The following is a 26661-nucleotide window of genomic DNA, read 5'->3' on the forward strand; positions in this document are numbered from 1 at the left end:
ATTATCCCTTGAGAAGCTTAAAAAAGCTTCGCCATTTCTTGATTGCGGGCTACTGCAGCTGCAACCGCACGCTTCGAAATATCGTTTAACTCAGCTTGTTGGTAAACTTCAACACCTTTTGCGGTAGAGCCACCTTTACTGGTTACTTGTTTACGTAAATCAACCAAAGATAATTCACTCTCACTGGCCATTTTTGCGGCACCCAAGCAGGTTTGTTGTACCATGGCGCGTGCTTGTTCACTGTTAAAGCCGAGATCCTCGGCGGCTCTTTGTAAACTGTGCATGAATTCAAAAAAGTAGGCTGGGCCACTGCCGGCAACTGCTCCGAGTACATCAATGGCATCTTCGTCCTGAAGCCAAATAGTAATTCCTACATAATCGAACACTTGGGTTACGAAATCGCGGTCGGCTTCTGTTGTGTTGCTATCTGCAACCAAGCCAGAAACACCTTCGCCAACAAGTGATGGGGTGTTTGGCATTACTCGCACAAGAGCGATATTTTCGCTGAAATACTCATAATAGCTTTCCATGCGCAAACCAGCCGCAATGGTAATGATAAGTTTTTTATCTAAATCTGGAACGTGCTTTTGTAGATCTTCGCATACATCACGCATAAGCTGCGGCTTTACCGAAAGCACGATAACATCAGATTTTGCGGCGATTTCATGGTTATCTTGGCTGGTAAACAGGCCATATTTTTCTTCCAGCATATCGAGCTTAGGGCGGCTTGGGTTGCTAACAATAATCGAGCTAGCCGGGTAGCCGCCTTTGATCATGCCACCGAGAATGCTTTGTGGCATATTACCAGCACCGATAAACCCAATTGTTCGCGTGTTATTGCTCATAGTAGTTCCTTTTGTTCAAAAAATTATAGCAAATTACTTTTCTCGAGCGCCAAATAAAGCAGTACCAATCCGCACCATAGTGGAGCCATGGGCAATAGCGAGTTGCAAATCATTACTCATGCCCAAGGATAAGGTATCTACATCGGGATGCTGCTCTTGTAATTCTTTGTATGCTTTTTGCAATTCAGCGAAGCTTTGTTTTTGTTGCTCCGCACTGGCATCAGGATTTGGTATCGCCATGATACCACGCAATTTCAATTGCTCTGCGCTCGCTATACTGGCAGCGAGCTCGGGAATTTCAGTTAAATTTACGCCGGCTTTGCTTGCTTCGTCATCGATATTTACTTGTATTAAAACGTTCAACGGCCCCAGAGTTTTAGGCCTCTGGTTGGCTAAGCGACGCACCAATTTTTCCCGATCGATGCTGTGCACCCAAGCGAAATGTTCGGCAACATCTTTCGTTTTATTTGATTGCAAAGGGCCAATAAAGTGCCAAACAATATCATCATGTGCTTGCAATTCTTGGATTTTCTCAATAGCTTCTTGAACATAATTCTCGCCAAATTGGCGTTGCCCAGCACGGTATAGTTCCGCAATTGCGGATGCGGGTTTCGTTTTACTGACCGCAAGAAGTGCGATACTGTCAGGATCCCGGTTGGCGGCCTTGGCAGCATCCTGAATTTGCTGCATTACCGTGGCAAAATGCGCGTGCAATGCAGAGCTTGATAGTTCTGTTGATCTTGGCATCAGCTTTAGTTGTCTTCTTTTAGTTAAACATAAAAAGAGTTTCACATGGACATCAAAGAATTACTTGAATACAGCGTAAAAAATAAGGCGTCCGATTTACATCTATCGGCAAATGCACCCGCAATGTGCCGTATCGATGGTGATATCGCTAAGATTAACACAGACTTGCTCGACTCTCGACAAATCGAAGCCATGGTAACCTCGGTAATGAATGAGCGTCAGCAAGCGCAATTCAAAAAAGACCTAGAGGTTGATTTTTCTTTCGCGGTTGAGGGCTTGGCACGTTTCCGGGCCAACGTTTTCATGCAGCAGTATGGGCCCGCTGCGGTATTTCGAACAATTCCAGATAGAGTATTGAGCCTTGAAGATTTAAACGCGCCTGAAATTTTAGGGCGTATATCTGAGTATCCGCGAGGTTTAGTACTGGTAACCGGGCCAACCGGTTCAGGTAAATCAACAACCTTAGCGGCCATGGTGGACTATATAAACAACCGTTTCCCTCATCATGTTTTAACCATTGAAGATCCCATCGAATTTGTGCATGAGAGTAAGAAGAGCTTGATTAATCAACGTGAGGTTCACCGTGATACCCATAGTTTCAGTAATGCATTGCGGGTGGCTTTGCGGGAAGACCCTGATGTTATTCTGGTGGGGGAGCTTCGTGATTTAGAAACCATTCGCTTAGCACTAACCGCAGCAGAAACTGGCCATTTAGTGTTTGGTACCCTGCACACTACATCGGCGCCAAAAACTATTGATCGGATTATTGATGTGTTTCCTGGTGATGAGAAATCGATGGTGCGTTCGATGCTCTCTGAATCGCTACGGGCGGTGATTTCACAAATTTTGCTTAAGAAACCAAATGGTGGGCGAGTTGCGGCGCACGAAATCATGCTTGCCACCCCGGCGATAAAAAACCTTATTCGCGAAGATAAGGTGGCGCAAATGTACTCATCGATTCAAACCGGTGGTGCAATAGGTATGCAAACTATGGAGCAGGCGCTGAACCGATTATCCGAACGTGGTGAGATTAATGCTGACCAGGTAAAAAGTAAGCTTGGGCAAATCAGCTAGTGCCGGCGATGGGGTTTTTCGCTAGAATACACCGGATTTTGAAGCGGCTTTGGGTTGCTAATGTAGTTAAATAGTTTGCTGCCCGGGCCTGGTATAAGCCCAATTTGGGTGCAGTTTGAGCTGAGTTTGGAGCGAAAAAAGATATGCGCGTTTTGGGAATCGAAACTTCGTGTGATGAAACCGGTATTGCAATCTATGATACTGAGAAAGGTTTGTTATCTCATGCGCTTTACAGCCAAGTGAAGTTGCATGCTGATTATGGCGGCGTAGTTCCGGAGTTAGCTTCCCGAGATCATGTGCGTAAAACCCTCCCTTTGATTCGAAAAGCATTGGTGGATGCAAATCTTACGGCAAAAGATATTGATGGTGTGGCCTACACCTCAGGACCGGGATTAATTGGCGCTTTGTTGGTAGGCGCAACGATTGGTCGAAGTTTAGCGTTTGGTTGGAACGTTCCAGCGGTTGGTGTTCATCATATGGAAGGGCACTTGTTGGCGCCCATGTTAGAGGACAACAAACCTGAGTTTCCTTTTGTTGCGTTGCTAGTTTCTGGCGGCCACACGCAGCTTGTGCAAGTGGATGGAATTGGTGAATACACCTTACTAGGTGAATCAGTGGATGATGCGGCTGGTGAGGCATTTGATAAAACGGCAAAGCTGCTCGGCCTTGATTATCCTGGAGGGCCGCGTTTAGCTGCATTGGCCGATTCTGGTGTGGCGGGGCGGTTTGTATTTCCGCGACCAATGACCGATAAACCGGGCTTAAATTTTTCCTTTAGCGGTTTAAAAACTGCGGCAGCGCAAGCTATTGCAAAGAATGGCAAGGATAAGCAAACACAAGCAGATATCGCCCGTGCGTTTCAAGATGCGGTAGTAGATACGCTTATCATCAAATGCCAACGAGCATTGGAGCAAACCGGTTTTACGCGTTTAGTTGTGGCTGGGGGTGTTAGTGCTAACGTGCGTTTACGCAGCATGTTAGAAGAAACTATGAGAAAACGAGGCGGCGAGGTGTTTTACCCACGTTCCGAGTTTTGCACAGACAACGGGGCGATGATTGCAGTGGCTGGGGCGCAGCGTTTAGCAGCAAAACAAACGGCTGATTTATCAGTAAAAGTAAGGCCGCGCTGGCCTTTAACTGACCTCGCGCCCCTATAAAGCGATGGCAAACTCACTCGTTTGGTTTCTGCGATGTACTCGGTTTCTTTTTGGCTTTTCGTTGGAAGCTTACTTCCGTGCCTCGCCACAAGCGGATGATGTTGGTGCGATGTCGCCAGATGATGAGTGCTGCGAGCATAATAGCTGGCACGGTGTATTGTGGCTTTATGAACCATGCATAAACAGGTGAAAGGGCAACGGTTATTAGCGCTGCTAACGAAGATACGCGACTTACCCAAAACACAATAACCCAAGTAACGATAAGTAATAGAGCCATTTCTGAAGCCACCGGAAACATGGCTCCCAGAGCAGTGGCTACGGCTTTTCCACCTTGAAACTTAAAGTACAGCGGGTAGATGTGCCCTAAGCACGCTGCAATGGCTACCAACCCGAGAATAATGGGACTCAAATCGAGATAATAAGCGGCCCACACTGGAATCATTCCTTTGAGAATATCACCGAGTAAGGTGAGGCCAGCTGGCACTGGGCCGCCTAAGCGGTATACGTTTGTAGTTCCGGGGTTACCCGAGCCTCGTAAGCGTGGGTCATCAAGGCTAAACGCTTTACAAACAATGATTGCACTGCTTACAGAACCAAGCAGGTAAGCAAATACAATCATGAGCAGGGCAAGAGCAGACATTAGCTTTTTTAGGTATTCCTGTTACGTTAATATTAAGTAGTGCAGTGATCACAGAGCTAGGGATAATTCTGTGCAGAATAGAGTTTTTTTAATTTAAAAGCTATTCACCAAGCACAAGATAGCGAGAAAACAGCAAAGATTGAACAACTAAATTGTAACAAGGTATTAACAGTAGGGAAAAAGTGTGCAAGATTTTGTGAGTATAGAAGGCTTAGAAGTGCTAGCAGTTGTGGGTATTTTTGAGTGGGAGCAAGAAATTACGCAGCCATTGGTTATTGATTTGAAAATGGCCTGGGATAACCGCAAGCCGGCTAAAACCGGTGCGATTGAAGATGCGTTAGATTATGATGCAGTTCAAAAAGCGGTAACCAGTTGGATTACAGCAAAAACCTGGGGCTTGATTGAAGATGTTGCAGAAATTATCGCAACTCGCATTATGGCTGAATTCAATGTGAGTGAACTGCAAGTTCGGGTAGCTAAACCAACAGCGGTAAAAGCCGCTAGAACTGTTGCCGTAACTATTCATCGAAAGCGAGAAGCATAGATTGTTGGTGTTCATTAACAGCACAGAATAACAACAACATTTCATAATCGGTTTGCAGACAAATAGTTTTAGGGTTAATGATGCAATTGGAGAGCGAGAAAAAAGAGCACAAAGAGAAGCTGATTAGTATTGGCATCGGAAGTAATATAAACCGTGAGGAAAATATTCGTGGCGCAATTCGCGCCCTTGCAGAGCAGTATCCGCGTTTACAAGTTTCTCCAGTTTACGAATCCGAGGCGTTAGGCTTTACTGGGCCACCTTTTTATAATCTCGTTGTTAGCTTCTACTCTGCGCAAACTTTATTGCAGGTTCAGCAATGCTGTAAAACTATTGAAGAGAACTTTGGCCGCCCTGCAGAAACAGAAAAATACAGTTCCCGAACACTCGATCTCGATATCTTACTCTACGGTGATCGAGTACAAACGGGGGCTGAGAATGGTGAACCAGATTTACCGCGAACCGAGGTGTTAACCAGCGCTTTTGTATTAAAACCATTGGCTGATTTACATCCACTGCATCATCATCCAATTGAACAGCAAAATTATCTCGAGCTATGGAAGCAGTTTTTACACAGTGATGTGGGGCAACAGCAATCGTTAACAGTGGTTTCGTTTCGGTGGTAGATTAGCCGTTTAGCGATTCAGCAAGCATGCGTTCAATCGCCCGCTTTCTCTCAAGATTGAGTTGTTCGCTAATTTCTTGATTTTTAAATCCTGCCGCAACAATTTTTTGCACGTCGATAGCACTAAGCACAGCCAAACCTCGGGTGAGAACTAAGAAATCTCGGCGCTTCGCAATTTCAGAATCGGCAAGAATGATCTGCAAACTATCGAGCACAACATGAAACTGCTCTGGCCGTCGCCAGCTATCATTACGTTGAAAAACCAGTAAAATTTGCTCTGCGTTGAGTTCACCACGGGTTAATTCTCTGAGTACTCTTTCAGTTTCCTCAGCGGCCCGTTGCAGCTTATGGGGAACTTTAAACGCGGTTGCTACATTTAGGTGAGCCAGAAATTGCTGGTGCAAATCTACGCAGAGTAAAACATAACGTTGCAGAACGAGCGTTTCTCTCTTGGCTTTATCTTTAATGGCTTCACGCGCGAAGTTACCGCCGCTTAACTTTATAAGTTGTGGAAATTGAGCCGAAATACTTTGTGTGGTGTTGCTAAGTGAGTTTGTAGTTAAGTGGCTGCCACTTTGAGGTTTGCGAACACCAAGAAGCGCGGCGAGGGCACCGATTTCAGCCAACGTTGCAAAAAACACTTCGGGGTTTGGAGTGAGGAAGGCTTTATGTGTTTCTTGCCACACACGTTCAGCTGTAAGCGCTGCTAATTCGCCGGAACTAACCATTTCTGCCATTAGCTGGAAGGTTTCGTTAGCAATGGTGAAGCCAAGTTCAAAGAAGCGCGCGTAAAACCGCGCCACTCGCAATACCCGAAGTGGATCTTCTTGGAAAGCATTGGAAACATGCCGAAGCTTGCGATTTTGGATGTCGGCGACACCGCCATAGGGATCATAGAGTTTACCATCGCTATCTTTGGCAATCGCATTGATGGTGAGATCACGCCGCAATAGATCATCTTCAAGGGTAACATCGGGCGCTGAATAGCAAATAAACCCTGTGTACCCCGAGCCGGATTTTCTCTCAGTTCTTGCTAGGGCGTATTCGGCTTGAGTTTGCGGATGCAAAAACACTGGGAAATCATTACCCACAGGTGTGTATCCTGCAGCGAGCAATTCTTCAGGTGTGGCACCCACCACAACATAATCGTAATCAGCAACGGGTAAACCGAGCAATTCATCACGAACAGCGCCGCCAACAACATAAACCTTCATAATTTTCCTAAGTAGTGTTCACTCAAAGTTTTTGAGCCGGTATGATTTCGAATCATTGCCAATCTTTATGATGATTGCAAGGATTGTAGCAGGCTGCTACTTTGCTGTTCTTCTGATTGCATTTTTCTGCGTGGGTTCTGAATACTATGTACCATGATTTTTTTGGTTTTACACAAGTGCCGTTTTCGATTGCTCCAGACCCTGATTTTCTTTTTCTAGGGCCTCGGCATAGAGAAGGCCTAGCGCATTTGCGCAATGGGCTCACCGGCAGCGGCGGCTTCTTGTTGTTAACTGGTGAGGTTGGCACAGGTAAAACTACATTATCACGGGCAATTTTAGCTGAACTAGGTACCGGCCTTGATGTTGCCTTTGTGCTCAACCCGATGCTCAGTGAACGTGAATTATTAGCTACCATTTGCGATCAGTTTGGCATTCCCGGCCGGCACGAAAAGGCATCGTTGAAGCGTTTAACCGACCATCTTAGCCGATTTTTACAGGAAGCCGGCGAGCAAGGGCGTAACCCCGTTGTTCTCATTGACGAAGCTCAGCATCTTTTGCCTTCAGTGTTAGAGCAATTGCGTTTACTCACAAATTTGGAAACAGATTCTCGTAAACTCCTCAGTGTTGTGCTGATTGGTCAGCCTGAGTTGCAAGAATTGTTGCAGCGGCGAGAGTTACGGCAGGTGGCGCAACGAATTGTAGCGCGCTATCACTTGCTGCCACTCACCTTGGTAGAAATGAAAGAATATATTCAACATCGGCTACAACGGGTAGGAGGTAGCGAAGATATCTTTTCTAGCCGAGCGTTGAAAAATGTTTGGCAATTTTCTCAAGGTACGCCACGTTTGATCAATTTGGTGTGTGATCGTGCGCTGCAAATTGCCGCCCGTGAAGAAGTAAAGCAAGTAAGTGCAAAGCATGTTAGTGAAGCCATCGCCTCTTTGAGTTTTGCCCCGGCGGCACAAAATCGAAATTCTCGAGAGTTTGGCCAGAGCAGCCGGTTTGCCCAAGCAAGATCGGTAATCATGGCAACCTTTGTTGTGTTTGCAATTGGAGCTTTAGGTTGGGGAGCTTCGCGCTATTTGCCGGAACTATCAGGCGCGGGCACGGGTAATAATGGCGCGAGCACTAACCAGGTTTTAAACGGAAATGCTAGCGCAAGTAACATTGGCGTTGGTATGCCACTTTTGCCGGCGATTGAAGCATTAGCAGGGCAATGGGATGTGGCTAGTTTTGCAGTTGGTGCCGAACCATGCCAACGGTTGTTAGATGTTGATTTGGCTTGTTTGCGTAGCCAGTTTAGCGTACCGGAACTTGTGCAATTCGATCTCCCCTTAGTCATCGAAAGCAAACAGAGTGATAATCGCTATTATCTACTTTTAGGGTATGGAAGCACGGAGCGTGCAGATAATCTTGGTGAGAAACCTTGGGCCCTTTGGGATGGTACTGAAGTTTATAAACTCACTGATGCGGAGTTTAACCAATTATACTCAGGGCAAGCGTTGCTTCTTTATCAAGTGCCAAGTGGGGAAGAGCTTCCAGAAGTGATTGAAAATGGCTTGGCTGCACGAGTACCGTTCACCTTACAGAATCGATCTTTACAGCGACAATTACAATGGCTTCGGCAGAGCCAATCGGCTCGAATTCAAGCTATGAATCCCAACGCTTTCGAAAATCCGGTGAACGCTGGGGTGAGCGCTGGGGTCGGCGATGAGGTGGCGAACAACAGTGAGCCGAGTGAAGGTGCCAATTCCAACTCGGAAGCTATTGAAGCCTCAACAGCAAATTTAGCAGTGAGTTTAGAATCCGTATTGAGCTCAATCGAGATAGCTTTGTTAAGTAGTGCTCACTATGAACAAAGGCCACGTTTGCTCGATGCTGCAGCTCCTGTTAGTAGTTTAACACCAACGACTACCGAGCGCGTTACTTATCCGGGCGCAGCTGAATCTCTTGGTGGGTTAACGATTCCTTACCAAAGTTTAGCCATTCCATCTGAATTTTTAGCCTCTTTAGATTCTAATGGCTCGGTGGACGCGGAGGACACTGAGAACGAGGACGGCGAGCGCATTGCCACCCGGCAAGTGGATATGTCGGCTGATGATGAGTTGGCTAATGTATCGCCACGGATTCGCGCTCTTTTTGACCAAGCGGTGGATGAGGTAGGAATTAATGACACTATGGCCGAACAGGCTTCGGAACAAATTCAATCACTGCGTGAGGTAAATGATTTAACCGCAGCTGAACGCCGCGCTTTACCTCGGTTTGAATATAACTCCCATATGTACAGCGGGCGTACACAAGAGCGCTGGATTCGGTTGAATAATCGGATGCTTCGCGAGGGGGATAGGTTAGGTGAATTGCGAGTAGTGCAAATCGAAGCGGCCCACACCATTTTTGGCTTTCGAGAAATTTTATTTCGTGTTGAAGCACTTGAAGATTTAACTGATTGAAACACTTGCGAACTGGTTGTACCTTTGCGATGATATGGCAAATTAAACAAGCGTTTGAAAATCGCCTGAGTTGAAGCCTCAAGCTTTCGCATAGGCGGAGGAAGCGCAGCTAGCCAACGCCTTGCGAGGCGGGAAAAATCAACGGGAGTTTGTATGAGTGATTATCGCGTGGCATTACAAGATATGAATTTTGTTTTGCATGATGTTTTGAAGATTGGTGATGATTGGGCATCGATGCCCAAAATGAGTGAAGTAATCGACCCGGATACCGCTCGCGCTATTCTAGATGAAGCCGCAAAGCTTACCTCTACCCTAATCGCACCGAACGCACGTGCAGCCGATGAAGAAGGTGTTTCTTTTTCTGACGGCGTAGTAACAACCCCGGAAGGTTATAAAGAGCAGTTTCGGCAACTCGCCGAAGGTGGCTGGGTTGGTGTAACGGCGAATCCTGATTTTGGTGGCATGGGGATGCCGAAGGTGTTATCGGCACAATACGAAGAAATGATGTGTGCCGCCGATATTTCATTTTCTTTATATTCAGGGCTAACCGCTGGCGCGATCATGACGCTCGATTTGCATGCCAACGAAGAATTGAAAAACACCTATTTACCCAATTTAGTGGCTGGTGAATGGACAGGAACTATGTGTTTAACTGAACCACATGCGGGTACTGATTTGGGCATTATTCGCACCAAAGCTGTGCCGAATGATGATGACAGTTATAGCATTACCGGCACAAAAATCTTTATTACCGGCGGTGAGCATGATCTCACTGAAAATATTATTCACTTAGTGCTTGCCAAGTTGCCTGATGCACCGGCCGGTACAAAAGGCATTTCACTTTTCGTAGTACCGAAGTTTTTGGTGAATGCCGATGGTTCAATTGGCGAGCGAAATGCCGCAAAAGCGGGTTCAATTGAGCACAAAATGGGGATTCATGCGAGCGCCACCTGTGTGATGAACTTCGATGGTGCCAAAGGTTGGTTAGTGGGTGAGCCGCATCGTGGCTTAGCTGCAATGTTTACCATGATGAACTACGAACGTTTAGGTGTTGGCATCCAAGGTTTGGGAGCCGCAGCTCGCTCTTATGGCACCGCTCTTGATTACGCACTAGACCGCCGCCAAGGCCGTGGCGCAAAGGCAACACAAGAAACGAACGCGGAAGCCGATCCTCTCATTGTTCACGGTGATGTGCGCCGCATGCTGTTAACCATGAAAGCATTTGTTGAAGGTGGGCGTGCTTTTTCAAGCTATGTTGGGCAACAGCTCGACCGTGCAAAATATGCAGAAAGCGCAGAAGAGCGAGAAGCAGCTGAAGCTCTAGTGCAGTTATTAACACCAGTAGCTAAAGCGTTTATGACCGATACTGGCTTAGAAGCGACCATTGCTGGGCAACAAGTGCTCGGTGGCCACGGCTTTGTTCGCGAATGGGGGCAAGAGCAGTGGGTACGTGATTGCCGAATTGCCCAAATCTATGAGGGTACCAACGGTATTCAAGCGCTCGATTTGTTGGGCCGCAAAATTGTCGGTTCAGGCGGAGCTTTGTTACAGCCTTTAGCTAAAGAAATTCAGGGCTTTTTAGCACAAGATGCAGGCGAATGGAGCCATGAATTTAAGCAACTTGAATCAGCGCTAACAGAGCTTGAGCGAGTATCGAAAGATATCCTCACAAATTTCCGCGGTGATGAAAATTTAATTAACAGCGTAGCGGTTGATTACCTTAATTTGGTGGGTTACGTGGCCTACGGTTACTTGTGGTTACGTATGGCGCAAGTGGCTGAAGCCAAACAAGATTTGGGTGAGTTTGCGACGAGCAAAGTGAAAACGGCTAAATTTTATTTCGCAAAAGTTTTACCGCGAGTGCATGGTATTGTAGCCTCAATTGATGGTGGCTCAGAGAGTTTGTTTAGCTTCAGCGCGAACGAATTCTAACCTTGATATAAGCTCGGTTTAGTTAACTAGAAGGTAACGAAAGCCTGGAGGTGTGAGGAACATGCCTCCGGCTTTTTTTTGCGTTCGAGAAGGTGAATTTGCGATTAATCGGCGAAAATGCGAAATCTGCCGTTTGCCTGCACGAGTTGATTCGAGTATTTTAGTACTATTGCTTTCGCTCAATAAGTTCATCAACCCACATATCTTCTGCTCGAGCACATGAGGTATAGCTTTCCAACCATGAACCATTCTCCTTTTAGTGAGTTGCGTGATGCACATGAACCGCGTTCGCCGGAGCAAAAGCTTAGTTGGTTGCGGGGCGTTGTCATTTGTGTGCTCTGGATAGCTCTTTGGCGGCTATCCTTTGTTCTCGAGTATGCACCCTTCAGTAGTATTTGGTATCCACCTGCCGGTTTGAGCTTTGCGGTTACGTTACTGTATGGCTGGCGAGGTGCTCTACCTGTGATTGCTGCAGGTTATATCACGGCGTTTTGGATTGATGCCATGTATGGCTTTGCCTCCGAACCGCTAGCGCTATTTCTTACGAGCACCTCTTCTACCTTAGCGCACGTATTTTCATATGCCGTTGGCGCCCTTTTTTTGCGGCAGTTTATACGCGTACATGTTATTCGAACCTTACCAGCCATAATTTTAAGCTTTGTTGCACTTGGTTTTATCACTTCCTTATTAGCAGCATTTTTTGGCGTGCAGGTGCAAATAAGTGCAGGCTCACTGTCTATTTTTAATTTGTATGAAAACTGGTTGTTGCGGTGGGTAGGCGATATGGTGGGCGTTTTTGTGCTTACGCCATTGTTCTTTGCCTTGCTTATGTGGAAAACACCAATGTATTCAGCATGGCTAAGGCGATTGCGAATAAGTACACAACCTACGCCACTTTATCAGTACCTGCTCAAAGTAACGGTTAGTCTTACCTTGTTGTTATGTTTAATCGTGCTTTCTTGGTGGTTCGAAAACCCAGATGTTGCCTTTGGCGCATTTTTTCTAGTGCTTCCGCAAATGTGGATTGCCTACACGGAAAATGCGCTTCGTGCGGTAATAAGTTTAGCTATATTTAGTATAGTAGTTGCTTTGGGTGCGGCGATATTTGCGTTAAGTGATAGCGCTATTATTTATCAATTTGCCATTTCCGTGATAGCCGTAACGGTATATTTCAGCTTGGCCGCACCTATAATGTTATCGCAATCACAAAGTTTGCAATATCAGGCAAACAACGATCATTTAACTGGGGTTTCGAATCGGCGTTACTTTCTAGAATCAGCAGAGGATGAGTTCGCACGCAGTTTTAAGAATCAATTTCCGGTGTCATTAGTTACTTTCGATATTCTCGGTTTTCGTGCCATCAACAACAATTATGGCCACAGCGTGGGAGATCAAGTTTTAGTAGAGGTGGCAAAATGTTTGCGCTCGGAACTGCGGCAATCTGATATTATAGGGCGCTTAAGTAGTAATTCGTTTGTTTTGTTAATGCCGGCACTCACCCATGATTCGGCGCAGAGGTTTGCTGAACATATGCGGGTAAAACTTAACTATCTGAGCATTGAAGGCTTGAAGCAACCCTTAGATTTCAAATGTGCAGCTATCGAAATTGAGCAGAACGAGAGTGTTGATGGCGCTATTAAGCGCGTTTCTGAGCTTCTAGAGAGAGCAAAAACGCAAAGTAGGCGCGGCTAATAATAAAAAAGGACTCATTACGTGGTTATCCAAGTTATGCAAAATCACTCTTTTGCACCTTTAAAAACTAAGCGCAGTAAAGTGCAAAGAATAATGTTCCCCCTGATGCTCATTTGTGCGCTTCTCAGTTTATTGGTAACTGGAAGCAAAGATGCCTTAGCCCAAGATTATGATATTGATCGTATTTCCCGCGCTGTAGTGCAAGTGAAGGTGGAAGATGGTGCTGGTTCTGGAAGCCTGCTGATTCGCAACAATGAGCTCTTAGTATTAACGAATAAACATGTTATGGAAGGTTTCCAAGATGCGTTTATTGGTGTGCTATCGGATATCAATTCGCCTTCGGAGTTAAAGTTTAAAGCCGAATTAAAGGGTTTCTCCGATGATTACGATGTGGCAGTACTGCGGATTACTGGCGATTTAGATGGTAATCCCGTTACTGCTGAAAAGCTGAAGCAAGGTGCATATGGTTTTCCTTTCGCTGAATTGAAATTACCGGCTAAGGAAACAGAAGTGCGTCGCGGAGAGCATGTAGGTGTTTTCGGGTATCCGGGCGTGGTAGAGGATGAGCTTGTTTACACTACGGGCATAGTTTCGGCCGTGCAATACGGTGAATACGAAGGTCGGCGTTTGCCTTTGTGGTATCGCACCAACGCTGAAATATCACCAGGAAATAGTGGCGGCACCGTAGTAAATAGCCGCGGCGAATTTATCGGTATTCCTACTTATGTGGCTAACCAAGAAGTAACGGGTAGCCGTTTAGGCTCTCTTTTTGCAGCTGAATTCGCGATTGCGATTATTGATGATGAAGAAGAACTTCTTACTGATTGGGCTGACGCAACCCGCAGCGATGATGAACGTTTAGATTTGAGCAAAGAGCCATCATTTGGTTTAGCTACTCTAACCACAGCGGATTTATCCGCTATTCATCAACAGGAAATTGTTTCTGGTGGCAATATTAACTCCCGCTACCTTGGGAACGAATGTTTAGGTTACGTGGCCTCAGCCCCCGATTACCGTGTGGTTTTAACCGAAACACAGGCGGAGTTGTTTATTAGTTTTGTTAGTCGCGAAGCCGGTGATGATACAGCTTTATTAGTTAATATGCCCAACGGTGAGTGGCGTTGTAACGACGATTACAGTGATACCACATTGGATCCGGGTTTGGTTATCGAAAATGCGGCGCAAGGACAATACGATATATGGGTTGGAAGCTATTCATCTGAAAGTTTTATTACGGGTGATTTAGCTTTATCTAACACACACATTGTTGCTTCAGAAAACCTTGCGGCACAATTGAATTTAAGCGGCGATCCTTACTCGGGTGAACTTTACTTAGCATCTGGGTTCAAGCCTGATCCGCATCGTATTGAAATCATAGCAGGCGGTGCAGTAAATTTAGCATCCTCGGATGTTTCTGGCTGTACTGGCCATGTGGGAATCAATCCTGATATACGTTTACATTGGCAGGGTGAGGCTGGAACTTTGCAGTTTTATTTCCTCGCTGTGGATGGCTCGGCTGATTCAACACTTTTAATCAACGCGCCCAATGGCAGTTGGCATTGCAATGACGATGCCAATGCGGATACGTTAAATCCCGGCTTTACTTTCGAAAGTGCTGAAAGTGGCATTTACGATATTTGGGTGGGTACTTATCGTGAATCAACTTGGATCGATGGCAAGTTGCACATCACCGAACAAGCAGTGCGGGTTGATTAGATGAAGTTATGGATCGACGCTGATGCGTGCCCGGTGCAAATTCGCGAAGTAATGTTCCGAGCCGCCATACGCAAGAAATTAACACTTACCTTAGTGGCAAATCAGCGCATTAAAACACCGCCTTCCCCTTGGATAAAGGTTTTGGTAGTAGCCGCTGGGTTTGATGTGGCAGACAACGAAATTGTGCGCTTGTTGGAGCCGGGTGATTTAGTGATTACTAGCGATATTCCGCTGGCGGCCGATATACTCGGCAAAGGCGGGCAGGCGCTCAGCCCCCGAGGTGAGTTGTTTACCAAGGAAAACATTGGTGGCCGGCTAAACATTCGAGATTTTATGGACACGATGCGCGCCAGCGGCGTACAAAGTGGTGGGCCTCCGCCGCTAAGCCAAGCGGATCGAAAGAACTTCGCGGATCATCTCGATCGAATCCTAGCGCAAAGCCAGTAACATTTTGTGTTGCAGGCTATTGTTCTCTCTACGAATTAGCCCTCTGAATTTTTAGTAAATAGCGCCATGCTCTCCATATGCGCGGTTTGCGGAAACATATCTAAAATACCGTAGCGAATGAGGTGGTAACCCTGTGCTTTTAAAATAGCAGCATCGCGAGCTAATGTGATGGGGTTACAGGATACATAGAGGATCTTTTTCGCACCTAGCTCACTAAGCTGAGCACAAATCTCTTCAGCGCCGGCGCGAGGTGGATCTAACACCACCACATCAAATTGTTGCTTTGCCCAACTGAAGTTGGCAATAGGCTTATTTAAATCAGCGCAAATGAACTTTATGTTGCTGAGCTGATTGTTCCTTGCATTTTCGGTGCCCTGAGTAACTTGGCTGGCTACGGCCTCAATGCCGGTAACATATTTAGCTTTTTGTGCAAGTGGCAGCGTGAAATTGCCAAATCCGCAAAATAGGTCGAGTACTTTCTCAGAGCCCGATAGCGTTAACCAAGCCAGTGCTTGCTCAACCATTTGTGTATTTACGCTTGGATTAACTTGCAGAAAATCCCCAGCGTTAAATGCGATGTGTAAATTTCCCAATGGATAAGAAAAACTCTGCGCTGCCGCCAGCTCTGGATAAATCTGCTGGTAATGCAAAGGTGCGGTTTGCTCACGGGCAGAAGAGGTTATGGTAGCGGTACTTTCCTGCGTTTCTGGCTCTTTAGTTATGGCATTCCGAGCAATAATAACTCGCGCGCCAGTTTGTTCAGCCCAATCGCCCCATGCTTTGCGATCGTTAGCATGCATCGGTTGTGTGATTCGAATAATCACTGCGGGCTGCTTTTCTTCAGCGATGAGTTCAATGTGGCCAATGTGGCCGGGGCCGCGTAAACGGGGCAACAAACTCTGTAATTGGTTAACGAGTGGCTGCAAGCTTGGCACCAGAACAGGACATTGCTGAATGGGCGTTAAACGCTTACTGTTACGCTCCCGAAATCCAAGTACCAACCCCTGAGATTTTGTCCGAGTAACGCCTAATCGCGCTTTGCGGCGATATCCGTAAGCTTGAGCTATTATTGGCTTTGCTACTGTTACCGAATCTTCAAGCACCTTTGCGTGTTCTAGGTATTCTGTTACAACACTTTGTTTGAAAGTGATTTGCGCATCATGGGAAAAATGTTGCAGATTACAGCCTCCGCATTGCTCGTAATGGGCGCAGGTTGGTTCTACCCGATCAACGCTTGCCTTGTGCAGGGTACTGATCACCGCATCATTATATTTACTTCGGCTATGAACAATTTGTGCGGTTACTTCTTCGCCGGGCAATGCGCCACTGATAAACACAGTTTTACCGTTATTATCACGAGCAACACCTCTTCCTTCATGGCTTAAACGAACAATAGTAAGGGCGTTACTTGTTGCTTGCGGGTTCAAAGCCTTAGTTTTAGGCGTAGCGGCTTTGTTTGCTTTAAGGTTTTGCGCATTTTTCTTTAAGCGCTTCTCTTTTTGATAACGATCGAACAATGACGCCATAACTATTGGTAAATTCCGCTTTGGTGAGCAACAAAATGCTAGTTTACCTTAAATTGACTATCTAATCTTGGCGCTTGTGCTACTTTTAACAGTGCGAACTAAGTTATTGAAAAGTAATTTAGTTATTGAAGAAGTAAACGATGGAGGTAGATGTGACAGGACTATTAGGTTTAATCGTACTCATATTAGATATCTACGCAATTGTTGGCACCGTTCAAAGTGGTGCAAGTACTGGCAAAAAGGTGCTTTGGATTGTGATTGTGCTTCTTATGCCTGTGGCTGGCTTTATCTTATGGTTCTTGTTAGGTCCAAAAGGTTAGCAAAGGCTTAATTTGACAAAGAAAAAGGAGGCTCATTAGCCTCCTTGTTCTTTGTGCTGAACTTAACATTCACTCCAGCAACTATGTTCTCCTATTCGATGATTAATCACCTAAAGATAGTAACGTTGCATTACCACCTACCGCAGTGATGTTATCGGTGAAGGTTTTTTCGGTCATAAAGGCATACAAATAGTGTGGCCCGCCAGCTTTTGGCCCGGTACCTGATAATCCGCGGCCGCCGAATGGTTGCACGCCAACTACAGCACCCACTTGGTTACGGTTGATATACACATTACCCGCTTTAATACGCTTAGCAACATCATAGGCAAAGCTTTCGTTGCGGCTATGAATACCGAAGGTTAAGCCAAAGCCGGTGTTGTTAATATCATCAATAACAGCATCTAAGTTTTCGCGTTTGAAGCGGATAATATGCAGAATCGGACCAAAGTTTTCCCGAACCAATTGGCTAATTGAATCAATTTCAATTGCCGTTGGTGCAACGAAAGTACCATTATTCGTGAAATCAGGCATGGGAGCTTCTGCGATTAGCTTGCCAACATGCTGAATATCAATAATGTGCTGCTCTAAGTTCGTTTTCGCGATGCCGTCGATAACGGGGCCAACATCAGTTTTGTATTCAATCGGGTCGCCAACAAGCAATTCTTGCATGGCACCTTTTAGCAATTCAATAATGCGGTCGGCAATATCATCTTGCACATATAAAACCCTTAGTGCCGAACAACGTTGCCCAGCGCTTTTGAAGGCGCTATCGGCAATATCGGTTACCGCTTGCTCCGGCAGCGCGGTAGAATCGATAAGCATTGCGTTTTGGCCGCCAGTTTCTGCAATTAAGGGTACTAATGCACCGGTGCGAGCTGCCAATGCCCGGTTGATCGCCTGTGCCGTGTTTGTTGAGCCAGTGAAGCAAACACCACCAATTTCCTCTTGGCTTACCAAGAATGCGCCGATTTCGGCACCTTTGCCCGGAAGGAAATGCAGTACATCACCCGGAATCCCAGCTTCAAGCGCCAATTGAACTGCACGATAAGCAATTAAACCAGTTTGCTCTGCTGGTTTTGCGATTACGCTATTGCCGGTTGCTAAAGCCGCTGAAATTTGGCCTAAGAAAATCGCTAGAGGAAAGTTCCAAGGGCTGATGCATATAAATGTGCCACGTCCTTGCGTGAACAGCTCGTTGGTTTCACCTGTAGGGCCCGGCATTTTTTCGCCTTTGCCCATGAGCTCTCGCGCTTGAATCGCATAATAACGGCAGAAATCAACTGCCTCGCGCACTTCATCAACACCATCTTGCAGTGTTTTACCTGCTTCTAGGGTGCAAAGTGCGATAAGCTCATGCAGGTTCTCTTCAAGTAAATCAGCTAGTTTTTCGAGTGCCTCAGCACGAACGTTAACGTCGGTATTGCTCCAGCGCACTTGTGCGGCATTGGCGCTAGTTAATGCTTCCGCCGCTAAATCAGCATCGCCCCAACCAATCGTGCCGATTTGATGGGTGCTTTGCTGGGGAGAAGTTACGCCCACGCGCTGCCCGGTTTCAACAAGCTTACCGTTAACAATTGGGCCACCTTGCCATTGGTTGTTTTGGAAACTGCGCACTTTTTCAAAAAATTCAGCGCTTTGTGATTCAATATTCATGTTTAACCCCATAGAATTCTTTCGTGTCCCGAAAATATCTGCCGGCAGAGGAATTTTATCGTTTGCCAAGCATGGCTTTTTCCGCAAGTTAACAAGCGGATGCTCAACTAAGTTCTCAATCGGTACTCTTAGATCGAGTAACTTGTGAACAAACGAACTATTGGCACCGTTTTCCAGTAAACGGCGCACCAAATAAGGCAACAACTCTTTATGTGCGCCAACAGGTGCGTAAATGCGAACGGTTCGCCCGGGGTTATGCACTAAAAATTCGTCGTAGAGATCTTTACCCATGCCGTGTAAGCGCTGAAACTCATATCGGCGATCACCCGCAAGGCTCTGCACTGTCATAATTGTTTGTGCATTATGCGTGGCAAACTGCGGATAAATGTGGCCGTTTGTATCATCGCTTAACATGTAATGAGTACATGCCATATAAGAAACATCGGTACTCGCCTTGCGAGTAAACACAGGGTAACCCGATGTACCAAATTGTTGGCAATGTTTGATTTCAGTATCCCAATAGGCACCTTTAACTAGGCGTACTGGAATTTCATCGCCGCCATCTTTAGCCAATGCATTAATCCAACACAGCACTGGCAAAGCCCGCTTGGAATAAGCTTGAACAACTAAGCCAAAATAGGGCCAATCTTTGCATACTCCGCTGCGATAAACCTTTTCGAAAAGCTCCAGCGAGAGTTCCAAGCGGTCCATTTCTTCGGCATCAATACTGATACCTACATTGGCCTGCTTGGCAAGGGTAATCAAATCTGTAAGCGTTGCGGCCAACTCAGTAAGCACGCGCTCGCGATTTGCGGCTTCGTAACGCGGGTGCAACGCAGATAGTTTAATTGAGATACTTGGCCGCGGCACTTCTGGGTTAACAAAATCTTCTTTGCCTACGCGTTGAATAGAATCAACATAGGCTTGCTTGTAACGCTCAGCATCTTTGCTGGTTAATGCGGCTTCACCGAGCATATCGTATGAGTGGGTGTAACCAATCTCACGTTTATCACGGCTATTTTTTAAGGCTTCTTCAATGTTTCGGCCAAGTACGAACTGCTTGCCCATCAGCTGCATAGCTTGATAGGTTGCTTTACGTACCACAGGTTCGCCTAAACGTTTCACTAAGCGGCGGAATCGAGATACCGCGGTATCCGATTTTCGGCCTTGTGGGTTGATCACATTGTTAGCAAGGTTTAACCCCCAAGTTCCCGTATTTACCAGCAACGATTCACTCTTCTTCATGTAATCGTTCCAAGCACCTTGTCCAAGTTTATCTTGAATCAGAGCATCGGCCGTAAAACTATCGGGGATTCGCAGCAGTGCTTCCGCAAGGCACATCAAGATAATGCCTTCGGCTGTATCTAAACTATATTGTTGTAGAAATGCATCCACACCATCACCGCCTTGGGTTTTTTCCCGCACGCGGTGAACAAGATCGTATGATTGCTTAGTGAGCGCCTCTACCGTTTCTTTATCTTCTGGAACCAGTTTAATCAGTTCTTCAAGATAAGCTTCTTCATCAACTGAATAATTATTCGTGATGGCTTGCTTGAGCTCTTGAAGCTGGTTCGCCTGATAGTGTTGCGATAACACTTCGCTGGCTTTGAACATTGCGTCTCCTGTAACCAAAACTCGGTTCGAAAACCGATACTGCAATCCGAATAGGATATTTGCGCCATTGTAGGGTTATTTTGCGCCGCGTAAAGCCTTGTCGATCGGATTTTTTCATTCATTTGATGATTAAGTAAGCTCATGGATTACTCAATGTTATTCGAGAGTTGACCCCTAAGCCGTTAAGTGCTCAAAATAGGCTTGCTCAAATCATCTCGAGAGGTTTTCCGTGGCCATTACACCTAGCCAAGAAGTTGAACTCAAGTTTCTGATTAAGAACGAAAATATTGATTCTATTACAGCGTACTTAGATACCCGAGGTGAGGTAAAGGATACTCTGCAAATTAAGAATTATTATTTCGACACGGTGAATAAAGATTTTCATCAGCATAAAATAGGTTTGCGTATTCGATGCTGGAATGACCAGTCGGAGCAAACGATAAAAATGGCTGGTTCGCAAATTGGCGCCCTAAGCCAGCGGCCGGAATATAATGTGCCTTATCGAGGCTCATTTCCGCAATTAGATTTATTCCCCGTTGATATTTGGCCGGCCACACTGAATCCCAGTGATCTGCAAGCTCAACTCCGGGAACAATTCCAGATTAGTTTTCAACGCCAACGTTGGTTATTGCCCATAGGTGATAGCAACATTGAAGTAGCTATTGATCAAGGCTATATAAGTGCCGGTACTGGCGAAGAACTTGCGGAATGTGAGCAAGAAACAATTTGTGAATTAGAAGCTGAGTTATTAGCTGGCAAGATCACCGATTTAATGCGCTTTGCCGACCAACTCACGAATAAATTTTCGCTGCAAACTGGTTATCTTAGTAAGGCGCAACGAGGATTTTTACTCGTGGATAAATCTTAGTAATGAATTATTTTTAAATAGACAAGGGCCTTGAATGTTGCAACTGCCGGTGCCGCCGCAAAAACCTGAGGATTATTCACTTCACCCTTTGATTGAAGAAGATAGCCTCGATATTCATCAACAAGTTCAAACTTTGTTGGCAAACCTTGAAAATTTATCATTCACAGCGGAACAAGAAGCTAAGCTCTATTGGCTTGTGCAGGTGAGCCCTTTTGTGGGCAGAGTGGTTTGCCGCTACAAGGAAGCAGCGTTGTTGCGTATTTTCACGCCTATGGCTGCTGATTCGCTAGTTATTCAAGAAAAGTTAGAAAGCGCGGAGAATGAGCAAACAGCAATGGCGGAAGTGCGTAAGTTTCGGAATATAGAAATGGCCCGCATCGCTAGTTTAGATCTTCTGGGCGAATTGGCATTGGGGCGCATGTTGCAGGAAAATTCTGCTTTGGCTGATATGTTGATAACCTCAGGGATTAACTATGTAAGTAAGCAACTTGAGCCTCGCTATGGAATGGCGAGAGGTGTTGATGGGGCAAGCCTTCCGCTGATTGTGTTGGCTATGGGCAAACTTGGCGGTAGCGAGCTTAATTTTTCCTCGGATATTGATTTGATTTTTGCCTATCCGAACGCCGGTGAAACTCAAGGTGGCCGCCAAAATATCGATTACTCAATGTACTACAATAAACTTGGGCAAGGATTGATTAAGCTGTTAGACCAACCCACGATAGATGGCCGAGCCTTTCGCATTGATATGCGATTGCGCCCTTTCGGACAATCTGGTGCTCTTGTTTCTAGCCTTTCGGCGTTAGAAGATTATTATCATGAGCAAGGGCGCATGTGGGAGCGCTATGCCATGATTAAGGCGCGGGTACTCAACACTGACTCCGCCATGGCTCAGCAAGTGCAACAAATGCTAAGGCCTTTCATTTATCGCCGTTACCTGGATTACAGTGCAATTGATGCTCTGCGTAAGATGAAGCTGTTGATTAATCAAGAGGCCCGCCGGCAAGGGGTAGCTGAGAATATTAAACTTGGTTTAGGTGGCATTCGCGAAGTAGAGTTTGTGGCGCAAGTGTTTCAGTTAATTCGTGGTGGCCGGGAACAAGAGTTTCAAACTACTTCTTTACTCAGTGCGCTAACTGCCTGTGCTCGCCACGGCACGCTCTCAGAAAAAGCGATTGAAAACTTGCTAAGTGGATACGCTTATTTACGAAAACTCGAGCATATCATTCAAGAGTTAAACGATGAACAAACGCAGCAGTTACCGCCGGATGAGCTCACCCGAATGCGGGTGTTAGCGGCAGCAGGTTTCGCGCAAAATGAAGCCGGTTGGCAAAAATTTATTGCTCTCACGCAAGAAAAAATGTTGTTAATTCATCAAGAGTTTCTTGAGGTTATTGGTGGTGAAGAAGATATGCTTGCTGGCGATGAGAGCGAGTATGCAATTTTGTGGCAGGATCTATTAGCCGACGATACCGCACTCGATATTCTGCGTGAAGCCAAGGCTGCTGAGCCAGAAGCCTGTTGGCAAGTGATTCAGGATTTTCGAATGCTGCTACGCAAACGCCCAAGCGGCCCGCGAGGAAGAGAATTGCAAGGCCGGCTTATTCCAGCATTGATTGAATCAGCTTTAAAAGAAACCAATAGCCATTTAATTCTGCAACGCACTTTCGAAGTATTGGCGCAAATAAGCTCTCGCACCACATACCTTGAGTTACTCTGCCAAAATGAAGCTGCACGTGAGCAATTGTTATTCCTATGTGGTGCGAGCCCTTGGATTGCGCATTTGATTGCGAAATTCCCATTGTTACTGGATGAGCTCATTGATCCTGTGCAATTGTATGAGTTGCCAGATGTGGAATCCTACCGTTCGCGGGTATCAGAATATTTAATGCGTTTGCCGAACGATGATGCCGAAGCACAAATGGATGCGCTTCGGCAGGTAAAACAAATTTTTCAAATGAAAGTGGCTGCGGCTGATTTAAATGCCGGTGTTCATTTAATGAGGGTGAGTGATCATCTTACTTACCTTGCTGAAGCAATGATTGAGCAAGTTGTAAGTTTAGCTTGGAAGCAGTTGTGCGAGCGCCATGGCGCGCCACCTGGCCGCGATGAGAGTGATACAGGCTTTGCGGTAATCGCTTATGGCAAGTTGGGCGGATATGAATTGGGTTATGGCTCGGATTTAGATTTAGTATTCGTATCGGATGACCAAATTGGTGGTGATACTCAGGGGGCGAAACCCATACCTGTACAGCAGTTTTATTTACGCTTAGCGCAGCGCGTGTTGCATTTATTTACAACACGCACTATGAGTGGCGTGCTATTTGATGTGGATATGCGTTTGCGGCCATCTGGGCAGGCGGGTTTAATGGTTGTAAGAATGAGCACCTACCAAGAATATTTGCAAAAAGATGCGTGGACATGGGAACTGCAGGCTCTGGTGAGAGCACGTATGGTTTATGGCGCTACGTATTTGCGTGACCGCTTTGCCAGTGTTAGAACGGAAACGTTATGCACAGCAAGAGAGGCCGATAAATTACGCAGCGATATTTTGCAAATGCGGAAAAAAATGCGTGATCATTTGTGCCAAACTCACAAACAGAAAATTGATATTAAGCAAGCTCCTGGCGGTATCACAGATATAGAATTTATAACGCAATATTTGGTCTTGAAATATGCGTTGAAACATCCAGATCTGGCTATTTGGACAGACAATATTCGTATCTTAGAGATAGCGACTCGCCTGCAGCTGATAAGCCAAACAGAAGCCGATGCCTTAATTTTTGCTTATCAAGATTATCGGGCTGAAATTCATAGGTTGGCTTTGGCCGAGGCTGGCCGCCTTAGCGAACGAGATTTTTCGCAGCATCTAGGCGCTGTGCAGGAAGTATGGCAGCGCCTATTTGCCGATAATCAATAACCCCTGGGGATATTCATAAACTGGGCCCAATAACTAGGCCCAGTAACTATGCCGAGTAACTAGGCATAGTGACTAGGCATAGTAACTTGGCATCGATTCATCGGGGCGAGTTTTAAAGCGCCGGTGAACCCACATATAGGCTTCTGGGCATTGGCTTACGGCTCGTTCTACTTCTTTATTGATGCGCCTTGCATCTTCAGTTTCATCGCCGCTAGGAATTGGTTGTTGGGGTGGCATGATGGCAAGTTTATAGCCCTTGCCCCCGGGTAATCGCTCAATTGTGGTAATCAATGTTGTACAATTTGCACCTGCGGCGAAAAGGCTAGTACCCGTGGTCGTGGCGGCATCAGGTACTGCAAATAAAGGCACGTAAACAGAGCGATTTCGGCCATAGTCTTGGTCGGGTAGGTAACCGCACACCTCGCCACTATTAAGTGCATTCAGCATGCCTCGCACATCCTTTTTGCGAATCATATATTTGTTGCTGCGGTTTCGGCCTTTAGTTTGTAGATACTCCATTAACGCGTTGTTGTGTGGGCGATATAGGCCCACGGAAGGCTTCACTAAACCAAACATACGAGCATGAACCTCTAAACTTAAAAAGTGGAAAAGAATTAAAAAAACACCTTTCCCCTCTGCTTCAGCCTGATCCAAAAACTCGACACCCTCTACTTTTAATTTTCGTTTCATTCGCCAATCTGGCCACCACCAAGCCATGCCGGTTTCAAAAAGCGCAATACCGTTATTCGCAAAATTTGCTCGTAACATGGTTTCACGTTTTGCAACTGGGTAATCAGGGTAGGCTAGTTCAAGATTTCGTCGAGCCACTTTCACGCGTTTCGGCAATAACTTAAAAAGAAGTTTTCCTAAGCCTTTGCCAAGAAGAATCTGCAGGCGATAGGGCAACCAAGAAATAAGGTAGAGGATGCTGATGAGCAACCAAGTTGGCCAAAACTTAGGATGTAGAAAATAAAGTCGAAAACGTGGCATTTCTACCGAGTGCTCTGCGGCTTTTTTTGTATCTGAAGGAGCTTTGGTCACGAGGTTTACCTGTATTGAGTTTGGCATGATTGTAACTGACAGGAATCAGAAAAAGCAAAGCCGACCACGGGTGGTCGGCTTTACTAAGCATGTTTAAGCGCATGTTTGAGCAAAACTGCTAGCCCAAAAAACTTATGATAGTTGGCTATTCTGTGCTCATTCGCTACTCGGTTTCTAACGATAAACCATCGTTGATGGTTATCAGATCGTTTTCCGAGATGATACCAGCGGCCTGATATAGGGCCAAGATACGATTTACGTAGGTGTAACGTGCCTCGGAAAGGTTACGCCGTGCGTTGAATAAGTTACGCGTACTATCAAGTACATCAACGATAGTACGAGTTCCAACCTCTAAACCAACCTGAGTAGCGTTTAATGCACTCTCAGCAGAAACCACAGCTTGCTCAAATGCACGGATACTTGAAATACTTGCCACTACGTCAAAGTATGAGCTACGCACCGTACGTTCTACTAAACGGCGGTTTTCCTCCAGGGTTTGGCTTACCGCAATGTAATCATTGCGTGCTTCTTCAGTACTCGCGATCGTGCGTCCACCAGAATAAAGCGGTAGCGTTAACTGCAAGCCAATGTTTCGGCTATTAAGGCCGTTCAGGTTGTTTGATGTTGAGCCGCGGGAAGTATCTTGATCACGATTAGAGTAACTTGCGTTCAAACTTACGCGCGGATAATGACCAGCCCTAGCTAAATCAATTCGTTGATCTGCAATTTCTAAACCACTGCGGCTTATTAATAACTGCAAATTACGATCGTGAGCCAGTTGAATCCATTGCTCCACGCCACTTGGATCTGGGCGCACCGGGTCGAAGCGGTCAGTGTTTAGGCGCGCTATGTCCATGTGTTGCCGGCCGGTAATTTCACGTAATCCTTCGAGTGCAATTTCAACAGCATTTTCTGCTTGGATTTCCCGGGCTACTGCATTATCAAATTGCGCCTGCGCTTCATGAACATCAGTAATTGCGGTTAGGCCTACAGAGAAACGATGTTTCGTTTGCTCAAGCTGGCGCTCGATGGCACGCTTTTCAGCTTGCACAAACTCAAGATTATCTTGCGCTTCGAGCACCGTAAAATATGCATCGGTAACCCGCAACATGAGTTCTTGGCGAACAAGAAGATAATTAATTTCCGATTGATAAGCCTGTTTTTCAGTGATCGCGGTAGCTTTCCAAGTACCCAAATTGAATACCGTTTGCGATAAAGAAATTTCTTGGCTAAATGAAGAGGAATCTGTTGTGCCGGTGATGAATCCAGTTTCAGTAGTTGTTACGTTATCACTTCTGCTATCTGAGTAGCTCATACCGAAATTGATTTGTGGAAACCAATCTGCGCGAGATACATCAACGCTAGATTTCGCAGCATCCCGTTCTGCTTCCGCTCGAAGTAAACGCGGATCATTTTCTAGCGCTAAGCGATAGATGTCAGTTAGGTCAGTTGCATGGGCTGGAATGGCGCTCAAGCCTAAACCCATTGAAAGTGCAACGGCCAAAAATTTAATCTTCATGAGTATCATTTTCCTTTATTTTAAAAGGTACAGCTAACTTCGATTTTTTACAGCTGCTATTCTAGCCTGAGAAGCGTTTATAAGTAAGCCCGTAAACGCATTAGTATATGATTCAATTGTAAC

At 45.9% G+C, this 26661-nt stretch carries 20 protein-coding genes; 12 read left to right on the forward strand and 8 right to left on the reverse strand.

The window, feature by feature from the left end:
• Positions 1–17: 17 nt before the first annotated feature.
• Complete coding sequence (proC, locus tag CWE08_RS08660) at positions 18–845, reverse strand: pyrroline-5-carboxylate reductase (protein WP_126767561.1); 828 nt, start codon at positions 843–845, stop codon at positions 18–20.
• Between the two features lie 33 nt (positions 846–878).
• The gene (locus CWE08_RS08665; RefSeq protein WP_420837082.1) at positions 879–1595 is read right to left on the reverse strand and encodes a YggS family pyridoxal phosphate-dependent enzyme; all 717 of its coding nucleotides are present in this window, start codon (positions 1593–1595) and stop codon (positions 879–881) included.
• Between the two features lie 42 nt (positions 1596–1637).
• Between CWE08_RS08665 and CWE08_RS08670 the strand changes: the two genes are divergently transcribed.
• A complete protein-coding gene (locus CWE08_RS08670) occupies positions 1638–2666 on the forward strand; it encodes a type IV pilus twitching motility protein PilT (protein ID WP_126767564.1) in 1029 nt (342 codons plus the stop codon).
• 143 nt (positions 2667–2809) lie between these two features.
• Positions 2810–3823, forward strand: a complete 1014-nt coding sequence (gene tsaD / locus CWE08_RS08675) for a tRNA (adenosine(37)-N6)-threonylcarbamoyltransferase complex transferase subunit TsaD (RefSeq protein ID WP_126767565.1) — start codon at positions 2810–2812, stop codon at positions 3821–3823.
• 13 nt (positions 3824–3836) lie between these two features.
• Here tsaD and plsY read toward each other — a convergent pair whose 3' ends face one another.
• A complete protein-coding gene (plsY, locus tag CWE08_RS08680) occupies positions 3837–4463 on the reverse strand; it encodes a glycerol-3-phosphate 1-O-acyltransferase PlsY (RefSeq protein WP_126767567.1) in 627 nt (208 codons plus the stop codon).
• Positions 4464–4647: 184 nt separating this feature from the next.
• Here plsY and folB point away from each other — a divergent pair, with 184 nt between their 5' ends.
• Both folB and folK read left to right on the forward strand, forming a co-directional pair.
• On the forward strand, positions 4648–5007 hold the full coding sequence (gene folB / locus CWE08_RS08685; protein WP_126767568.1) for a dihydroneopterin aldolase: 360 nt from the start codon (positions 4648–4650) through the stop codon (positions 5005–5007).
• A 77-nt stretch (positions 5008–5084) separates the two neighbouring features.
• Positions 5085–5630, forward strand: coding sequence for a 2-amino-4-hydroxy-6-hydroxymethyldihydropteridine diphosphokinase (gene folK / locus CWE08_RS08690; protein WP_241973868.1), 546 nt, complete (start codon positions 5085–5087; stop codon positions 5628–5630).
• Position 5631: 1 nt separating this feature from the next.
• Here folK and CWE08_RS08695 read toward each other — a convergent pair whose 3' ends face one another.
• Positions 5632–6843, reverse strand: a complete 1212-nt coding sequence (locus CWE08_RS08695; RefSeq protein ID WP_126767570.1) for a tRNA nucleotidyltransferase/poly(A) polymerase-related protein — start codon at positions 6841–6843, stop codon at positions 5632–5634.
• A 146-nt stretch (positions 6844–6989) separates the two neighbouring features.
• Here CWE08_RS08695 and CWE08_RS08700 point away from each other — a divergent pair, with 146 nt between their 5' ends.
• The 5 genes from CWE08_RS08700 to CWE08_RS08720 all read left to right on the forward strand — a co-directional run bounded on the left by CWE08_RS08700 (position 6990) and on the right by CWE08_RS08720 (position 15080).
• Entirely contained in the window at positions 6990–9293 is a 2304-nt protein-coding gene (locus CWE08_RS08700) for an AAA family ATPase (RefSeq protein ID WP_126767572.1), read from the forward strand.
• 153 nt (positions 9294–9446) lie between these two features.
• A complete protein-coding gene (locus CWE08_RS08705) occupies positions 9447–11225 on the forward strand; it encodes an acyl-CoA dehydrogenase C-terminal domain-containing protein (protein ID WP_126767573.1) in 1779 nt (592 codons plus the stop codon).
• Between the two features lie 240 nt (positions 11226–11465).
• Positions 11466–12917 carry a sensor domain-containing diguanylate cyclase gene (locus tag CWE08_RS08710; RefSeq protein ID WP_198677138.1) on the forward strand — a complete coding sequence of 484 codons (1452 nt, stop codon included), beginning with the start codon at positions 11466–11468 and terminating at the stop codon, positions 12915–12917.
• A gap of 36 nt (positions 12918–12953) precedes the next feature.
• A complete protein-coding gene (locus tag CWE08_RS08715; RefSeq protein ID WP_126767577.1) occupies positions 12954–14633 on the forward strand; it encodes a S1 family peptidase in 1680 nt (559 codons plus the stop codon).
• The gene (locus CWE08_RS08720; protein ID WP_126767578.1) at positions 14634–15080 is read left to right on the forward strand and encodes a YaiI/YqxD family protein; all 447 of its coding nucleotides are present in this window, start codon (positions 14634–14636) and stop codon (positions 15078–15080) included.
• Positions 15081–15115: 35 nt separating this feature from the next.
• Here CWE08_RS08720 and rlmD read toward each other — a convergent pair whose 3' ends face one another.
• A complete protein-coding gene (gene rlmD, locus CWE08_RS08725; protein ID WP_126767580.1) occupies positions 15116–16606 on the reverse strand; it encodes a 23S rRNA (uracil(1939)-C(5))-methyltransferase RlmD in 1491 nt (496 codons plus the stop codon).
• A 152-nt stretch (positions 16607–16758) separates the two neighbouring features.
• Between rlmD and CWE08_RS08730 the strand changes: the two genes are divergently transcribed.
• Positions 16759–16926 (forward strand): PLD nuclease N-terminal domain-containing protein, encoded by a 168-nt coding sequence (locus CWE08_RS08730; RefSeq protein WP_241973869.1) that lies wholly within the window; start codon positions 16759–16761, stop codon positions 16924–16926.
• Between the two features lie 102 nt (positions 16927–17028).
• On the opposite strand, the gene putA is transcribed toward CWE08_RS08730, so the two are convergent.
• Positions 17029–20193: a bifunctional proline dehydrogenase/L-glutamate gamma-semialdehyde dehydrogenase PutA gene (gene putA, locus CWE08_RS08735; RefSeq protein WP_126767583.1), complete on the reverse strand. Its 3165-nt coding sequence runs from the start codon at positions 20191–20193 to the stop codon at positions 17029–17031.
• Between the two features lie 229 nt (positions 20194–20422).
• Here putA and CWE08_RS08740 point away from each other — a divergent pair, with 229 nt between their 5' ends.
• Both CWE08_RS08740 and glnE read left to right on the forward strand, forming a co-directional pair.
• Positions 20423–21061 (forward strand): CYTH domain-containing protein, encoded by a 639-nt coding sequence (locus CWE08_RS08740; protein WP_126767584.1) that lies wholly within the window; start codon positions 20423–20425, stop codon positions 21059–21061.
• A gap of 34 nt (positions 21062–21095) precedes the next feature.
• Positions 21096–23978, forward strand: coding sequence for a bifunctional [glutamate--ammonia ligase]-adenylyl-L-tyrosine phosphorylase/[glutamate--ammonia-ligase] adenylyltransferase (glnE, locus tag CWE08_RS08745; RefSeq protein ID WP_126767586.1), 2883 nt, complete (start codon positions 21096–21098; stop codon positions 23976–23978).
• Between the two features lie 72 nt (positions 23979–24050).
• Here the strand turns inward: glnE and lpxL are convergent, their stop codons facing one another.
• Together lpxL and tolC are read right to left on the reverse strand one after the other, a co-directional pair.
• Positions 24051–25019, reverse strand: coding sequence for an LpxL/LpxP family Kdo(2)-lipid IV(A) lauroyl/palmitoleoyl acyltransferase (gene lpxL / locus CWE08_RS08750; RefSeq protein WP_241973870.1), 969 nt, complete (start codon positions 25017–25019; stop codon positions 24051–24053).
• A gap of 163 nt (positions 25020–25182) precedes the next feature.
• Positions 25183–26538 (reverse strand): outer membrane channel protein TolC, encoded by a 1356-nt coding sequence (tolC, locus tag CWE08_RS08755; protein ID WP_126767589.1) that lies wholly within the window; start codon positions 26536–26538, stop codon positions 25183–25185.
• Positions 26539–26661: the final 123 nt, after the last annotated feature.

Origin of the sequence: Aliidiomarina iranensis, from assembly GCF_003987135.1 — a bacterium.
GTDB lineage: Bacteria > Pseudomonadota > Gammaproteobacteria > Enterobacterales > Alteromonadaceae > Aliidiomarina > Aliidiomarina iranensis.